The sequence below is a fragment of the Sphingomonas bacterium genome, assembly GCF_903643065.1.
GTDB lineage: Bacteria > Pseudomonadota > Alphaproteobacteria > Sphingomonadales > Sphingomonadaceae > Sphingomonas.
In genome coordinates this window covers 1-6,614 of the sequence record NZ_CAHJWX010000107.1, presented here as the reverse complement: position 1 = coordinate 6,614, position 6,614 = coordinate 1, and the positions used below count along the sequence as shown (strand labels likewise).

3 protein-coding genes and 2 pseudogenes are annotated in these 6,614 nt (G+C 66.9%); 4 read left to right on the top strand and 1 reads right to left on the bottom strand.

Annotated features, from left to right (window positions below; all coding sequences use genetic code 11):
* Positions 1 to 73: 73 nt before the first annotated feature.
* Entirely contained in the window at positions 74 to 634 is a 561-nt protein-coding gene (locus tag HUU95_RS05395) for a TetR/AcrR family transcriptional regulator (RefSeq protein WP_174279175.1), read from the bottom strand.
* A gap of 161 nt (positions 635 to 795) precedes the next feature.
* On the opposite strand from HUU95_RS05395, the gene HUU95_RS05390 reads away from it, so the two are divergent.
* The 4 genes and pseudogenes from HUU95_RS05390 to HUU95_RS05375 all read left to right on the top strand — a co-directional run bounded on the left by HUU95_RS05390 (position 796) and on the right by HUU95_RS05375 (position 5,805).
* Entirely contained in the window at positions 796 to 2,277 is a 1,482-nt protein-coding gene (locus HUU95_RS05390; protein WP_174279174.1) for an efflux transporter outer membrane subunit, read from the top strand.
* Positions 2,270 to 3,400: pseudogene (locus HUU95_RS05385) on the top strand (HlyD family efflux transporter periplasmic adaptor subunit). The gene HUU95_RS05390 and the pseudogene HUU95_RS05385 overlap by 8 nt, the downstream one beginning before the upstream one ends.
* 17 nt (positions 3,401 to 3,417) lie before the next feature.
* Positions 3,418 to 4,943: pseudogene (locus HUU95_RS05380) on the top strand (DHA2 family efflux MFS transporter permease subunit).
* A 7-nt stretch (positions 4,944 to 4,950) separates the two neighbouring features.
* Entirely contained in the window at positions 4,951 to 5,805 is an 855-nt protein-coding gene (locus HUU95_RS05375) for a DUF2306 domain-containing protein (protein WP_174279173.1), read from the top strand.
* Positions 5,806 to 6,614 lie beyond the last annotated feature (809 nt).

Below are 6,614 nucleotides of genomic sequence, written 5' to 3'. Positions count from 1 at the left end.
ACCGCCCGCAACTACCTCGCCGTCGTCACTATCGCCGCCGCCATCCTATGGCTCCGGTAAATGTCCACGGCTCCTAGGGCTCAATGTAGAGGCGGCAGAAATGCTCGGCTGCCAAGGCTGCCTGCTTGCGAGCAGCCTCATGGTCCTTCTGCGCTACGCCCCATAAGACTCGCTGCGTGTGGCCGCCGGTGCACAGGCTGAGCAGGGTCCGGGCCGCTTCGTCCGGATCGGACGGGCGAATGGCACCGCTCGCAATCTGCTGCTTGAGATAGTCCGACAGCGCGGCATGCGCCATGTTGGGAGCGCGCTCCATGTAGATCCGCCCCAGGTCTGGAGATCGCGACACCTCCCCCAGGATTGCACGCTGGATGGCCACCGCGTCATCAGCGGTGAGACGCTGAATGAACCGCTCGGCAAAGGCGCGGATCGCCTCGGGCAGGTTATGCTCGGGCGACAGAATCTCGGTCATCGACGCTCTGAACACCTGCGTGCCCTCCTCGAGCGCGGCGGCGAACAGCTCCTCCTTGGACGCAAAGTAGCTCCATAACGTCCCCTTGGAGCCGCCCATCTCCTTTGCGATGGCCGACATCGAGGTTCGCTCGAAACCTTGCTCGACGAAGTGGCGGGTTGCCACCGCCACAATCGCGGCACGCCGTTCCGACTTGCGCGCATCGCGTCGGCCGCCCGCGCTCTGACCTTCATTCCGCATTGGCATACCATATAGTACGATTTCTTCTTGACAAGGGGTCGGGTTGGCAACGATTAGATCGTACCAGACAGTACGGAATCGGTTCGATGAAGTTCGGAAGATCGTGCAGCTTGCCGGTGCGCGCTGGAGCGCTCACCTTGCTCGTGTCGGGGTGCGCCACGATGCCGAACCTTGGCACCGCGCCCACGATGCGTGCTGCCGACAGCTTCGCCGCCGATCGTTCGTTGCAGGGTCCGACGATGGCCATCGCGTGGCCAGACGGCGAGTGGTGGCGAGGATATCGCGACGCCCAACTCGATCGCCTCATGGCGGAGGCGCTGGCAGGCTCCCCCGATCTCGCGGCGGCGTTGGCGCGGCTTGACGAGGCGGATGGCTTTCGCCGACAGACCCAGGCGCTGTCGCGGCCCCGCATCGACGCGCAGGTCACTGCCGCCGAGACGAAGCAGAGCTACGACCTGGGTGTCCCGCGCCAGCTCGTTCCGCAGGGCTGGCGCGATGCGGGCAGCGCGACGCTGACGGGTGGCGTCGACCTTGACCTGTGGGGCAGGAACCGCGCGAACCTTCGTGCCGCGAAGCTGACGGCTTTGGCAGCCGCACTCGACGCCGCACAGGCACGGCTGGTCGTCTCTACCGGGATCGGCAGCGCCTATGTCGACCTGAACCGGCTGTTCGCCGAGCGCGATGTCCAGGCCGAGGCGATTGCGGTGCGCCTGGACAGTCAGCGGCTGGTCGCACGTCGCGTCGCCAACGGGCTCGACTCCCTTGCTGCGTCGAAGCAGGCCGACGCCGCCCTGTCGGCGGAGCGGGTCTGGCTCGTTCAGATCGACGAAGCCATCGATCTTACCCGCCACCGGATCGCGGCGTTGATGGGCGAGGGCCCAGATCGCGGGCTGTCGATCGATCGGCCGGGACTGTCGTTCGCCAGGCGCGCAGTGCCGCGCGACGTTACCACGGACCTGATCGGCCGCCGGCCCGATGTCGCCTCGGCCCGGGCGAGGGTCGAGGCGAGCGGCCAGCGCATCAAGGCTGCGCGTGCGGCCTTCTACCCGTCGCTCGACCTCAGCGCTCTCGTCGGCTTCGAGTCGTTGGGCCTTGGCAACTTGCTTCGCGCGGGGTCGACGTTCGGGCAGGTCGGGCCGGCGCTCAGCCTGCCGATCCTTCATGGCGGCGAACTGTCCGGCCGTTACCGGGTCGCGCGCGCGAACTATGACGAGGCGGTCGCCGGCTATGACGGCGCGGTCGCCGGCGCCTTTCGCGACGTGGCCGATGCGGTGACCAGCAGCGAGAAGCTCGACGACCAGCTCGTCCACGCACGACGGTCGCTCGCCGAGTCGAGCGAGGCGTATGCCCTCGCCAGGCGTCGGTACGAAGGCGGTCTCGCCAGCTATCTGACCGTCCTGATCGCCCAGAACGCTGTTCTCGAAACGAGGCGAACCAGCGTCGATCTCGAGGCGCGCGCGCTGGCGCTCGACGTGGCGCTGGTGCGGGCGCTGGGGGGCGGCGCGGTCCTTCCCTCCCTGCTCGTCATCGGGGCCGGCAACCATCACGAGGACCCGTTCCATGGCTGAAGCGATTTCCAGCGATGACACTGACGGGGCCGCGCCTGCCAAGCGACCGCTTCGACGCAAGCTGCTCGCCGGCATTGGGGGGGCGGTGCTGCTCGCAGGCGTCGGCTACAGCGCCTGGGATGTGCTGGAAGGCCGTCACCATATCGAGACCGACAACGCCTATGTCGGCGCCGAGACGGCACAGGTGACGCCGATGGTCGTGGGGCTGGTCGCCGCCGTGCTCGTCTCAGACGCGCAGGCAGTGCGTCGCGGCGACGTGCTCGCCCGCATCGACGACAGCGACACACGTATCGCACTCGCCGGCGCGCAGGCGGCGCTGCTCAAGGCGGAGCGGCAGTTCGGACAGGTCGACGCCACCAGCGGCGCGCTCTCGGCCGATGTCGCCGCCAGGAACGACGGCATCGACGGCGCTCGTGCCCAGCTCGCCGCCGCGCAGGCCGCGTCGCAGCGGGCCCAGGTCGACTTGGCCCGGCGCAAGGCGCTGGCGCCCGATGGCGCCGTATCCGGGGAGGAGCTCACCGCCGCGATCAACGCCTATGCCGCCGCGCAGGGCAATCTCGATGCCGCACGAGCGACGCTCCGGTCCGCCATGGCCGCACGCGGCGCCGCGCAGGGCATGCTCGCCGCAAACGCCGCTCTCATCCGTGGCACCACCGTGACGACCAACCCGGACGTGCTCGCCGCCAAGGCGCGTGTCGATCAGGCGCGGCTTGATCTCGCGCGTACCGTGATCCGGGCGCCCGTCGACGGCATCGTCACCGGGCGTGCCGTCCAGGTCGGCCAGCGGGTCACGCCCGGCGCGGCGATCATGCGGGTCGTTCCGATCCGTGAACTCTACGTCGATGCCAACTTCAAGGAGGGGCAGCTGGCCGACGTCCGGCCGGGCCAGAAGGTGACCATCACCTCCGACCTGTACGGCGCCGCCGTCGTCTATCACGGCACGGTGGTCGGCTTCTCGGGCGGGACCGGCGCCGCGTTCGCGCTCATCCCGGCGCAGAACGCGACCGGCAATTAGATCAAGATCGTTCAGCGCCTGCCGGTCCGCATCGTCCTCGATCCGCGCGAGCTCGGTAGCCACCCCCTGCGGGTCGGGCTGTCGATGAACGCCGATATCGCCATCTGAACCGGAAGGCCGTTACCATGACGCACGCCCGCATCCCGACCGCGCTGACCGGTGCGCCCCTGCTTCTCGCCGCGCTGGCGCTGGCGCTCAGCAACTTCATGGTGATGCTCGATACCACCATCGCCAACGTATCGGTGCCCCATATCGCCGGGAGCATCGGCATCTCGCCCAATCAGGGCACCTGGATCATCACGTCCTATTCGGTCGCTGAGGCGATCTGCGTGCCCCTCACTGGCTTCCTGACCGCACGGCTGGGCAGCGTCAGGCTGTTCATCGGCGCACTCATCGGGTTCGCGCTGTTCTCGATGCTGTGCGGCTTTTCCACCTCGCTCGGCATGCTGATCGCATGCCGCATCGGGCAGGGCTTCTGTGGCGGTCCGCTGATGCCGCTCACCCAGACGTTGCTGCTGCGCATCTTTCCGAAGGAACGTCATTCACAGGCGCTGACGCTCTGGGCGATGACCACGGTGGTTGCCCCGATCCTGGGACCCATTCTCGGCGGTGTCATCAGCGACAATTGGTCGTGGCACTGGATCTTCTTCATCAACCTGCCCGTCGCGGCAGGGTGCGTCGTAGGGGCGTGGCTGCTCCTGCGATCCGTGGAGACGGCGCGGACGACCGCGCGCATCGATACGATCGGGCTCGGATTGCTGGCGATCTGGATCGCGTCGCTTCAGATCATGCTCGACCTTGGCCACGACCGCGACTGGTTCGCCGATCCCGCGATCGTCACGCTGGCGGTGATCGCCGCGATCGGGTTTGCGCTGTTCTGCGCCTGGGAGTTCACCGCGTCTGAACCCGCGGTCGATATCCGCATCTTCCGCCATCGCGGCTTCACCGTCGGCACGGTGGCGCAAGCCTTGGCCTACGGCACCTTCTTTGCCTCGGCGGTCATCATCCCCCAGTGGCTACAAGCCTCGCTCGGCTATACGGCGACCTGGTCCGGCTATACCACCGCGTTCACCGGCGTCGCCGCCGTGCTGCTGGCGCCGGTGGTCGGCAGGCTGTCGTCCCGTGTAGACCTGCGGGTTCTGGTCTGCTTCGGCATCCTGTGGCTGGGCGGGACGACGCTGCTGAGGGGGCACTGGACCAGCGATGCCGATTTCTGGTCGCTGGCACTGCCGCAGCTGCTCCAGGCGTCGGCATGCCGTTCTTCTTCATCCCGATCACCGCGATCGCGCTGGCCGCGGTGCGCGAGGAGGAAACGGTCTCCGCCGCTGGGCTGATGAGTTTCCTGAGGACGATGGCGGGCGCGATCGGGACGTCGGTCGCGACCACGAGCTGGCTCGACGGCGCACGCGCGGCCCGGGCCAGTCTCGTCGGCGGCATGAACACGGGCGACGCCGTCACGATGCTCACCGGCCGGGGCCTGTCGTTGGAACAGGTGTGCGCCATACTCGCACAGCTCGTCGATGGAGAGGGCACGGCGATCGCCACCAACCACCTGTTCATGACTTCGGCGCTGATCTTCTTCGCTGCCGCCGGCCTGATCTGGGCATCGCCCGCGCCACGCCGCGTCATCGCCCCCGGCCTGGCTCACTGACGAGAGTATGACAACGCAATCGAACGAGGCCGCGACAACCATCGCGCCCCGCAGCCTGCACGGCACCGCCTTGCACTGGACCGCTCTGCTGCTCGTTGCCCTGACTTGGTTTAGCGGGGCGATCTTCGGCTTGTACATCCTCGCCTTTTTCGGCGGCATGGCGCTCCGAGGATCGGCGGATCGCTGGAACGAGTCCCTGCCGCATCTTCATGACGCGACGACCTCGCTCGCGACGGTCGCGATCGGCTCGCATTTCATGACCGGTGGGGTGCTGCTCCTGCTCGGCCCAGTTCAGCTGATTGGCGGCATCAGGCGCGCTGTCCCCCGGTTGCACCGTTGGCTGGGACGAACCTACGTCCTGAGCGCCGGGTTCGCCGGCCTTGGCGGACTCTGCTTTATCCTGGCGAAGGGCACGATCGGTGGTGCAGCCATGAGCACCGGCTTCGGCATCTACGGAGGCCTGATGACGGTCGGTGTTGTACTGACCTATTCCTCCGCGCACGGACGACGCTACGAACAGCATCGCGCCTGGGCGATACGGCTGTTCGCGCTGACGATCGGCTCCTGGCTCTACCGCATGGAATATGGCTTCTGGTTCCTGACGGCCGGCCACGTTGGTCATGAAAGCGACTTCAGCGGCTGGTTTGACGCGGTAATGGCCTTTTTCTTCTATCTCCCGAACCTCGCGGTCGCCGAGTGCTTCATCCGTGGGCGGCGAAGCGCACCGGGCTCGGCCTTGAACCTTTCCGCCGCTGCCGTGCTTCTTGCGGCAAGCCTGTTCGTGATGGTCGCGACATGGACGTTCACCGTCAATTTCTGGGGGCCGGGCATGATAAGCGGGATCGGCGGCACGCCGTCATAGTCGTGCTTCACCTGCCGCGGTGCTCCTATGCGAGCGTCTATAAGGTCAGGACGTATCGCCCTGCGCTCTCTGGCCGACCTTACAGTTGAAGGCGCGATCTGGCGAGGCCTGAAGCGCCTGAGGTCACGGCGCGGATCGTCAGCCCGAGCCGTGGCCGATCTCGTCTGACGCTGGGACGATGCTGGAGACCGGCGGGGCGGTGCTGCGGATCATAGGCGACGTCGCCTGCCTTGATATCGGCGTTGGTGCGGATAGGCACCGGCGATGCGGGCAGGCCATGCAGGAAACATGCTCTCCGCCCGCCCCGATCCGGGTCAGCGATGAGCTCCTGATGAACGCCGAACCCTGTGACACGGCGACTTCGCAAAGACCCGCTCGCGCGCTTGTTGACCCAAAGTCGGTCGTTCGCAGTAGTCCGACAGCTTCTCAGCTTCGTTCAATGGTTCATCTCAGGTTCCACGCCGCATATCGACGTTGCGCAATGGAACGGCCAGCCGCGCCCGGAGTGTTTCCACGCTCGATAGCTGAGCGGAAAAAAGGCCGGGCCGAGGGGTGTTTCGGCTCATCGCCAAGATGGCTCGTCGTGCACATGCTCGCCGCCCCGCCATAGATCGTGTCATTGAAGCAGTAGCTGGTGGCGCACTTGCGCGCGGAGAATGGCCTGGTGCGCGACGCTGCTGCTATCGGCAGCAGAGGGGCGCTGCTTGTGCAGGCCCTGAATGTGCACCGGACCTAGGCTCAGGACTCGTTGATCACAGCCAGAATATGACGGTGGCAGCGAGGGCGACGGCGGAGAAGAAGACGGTGGG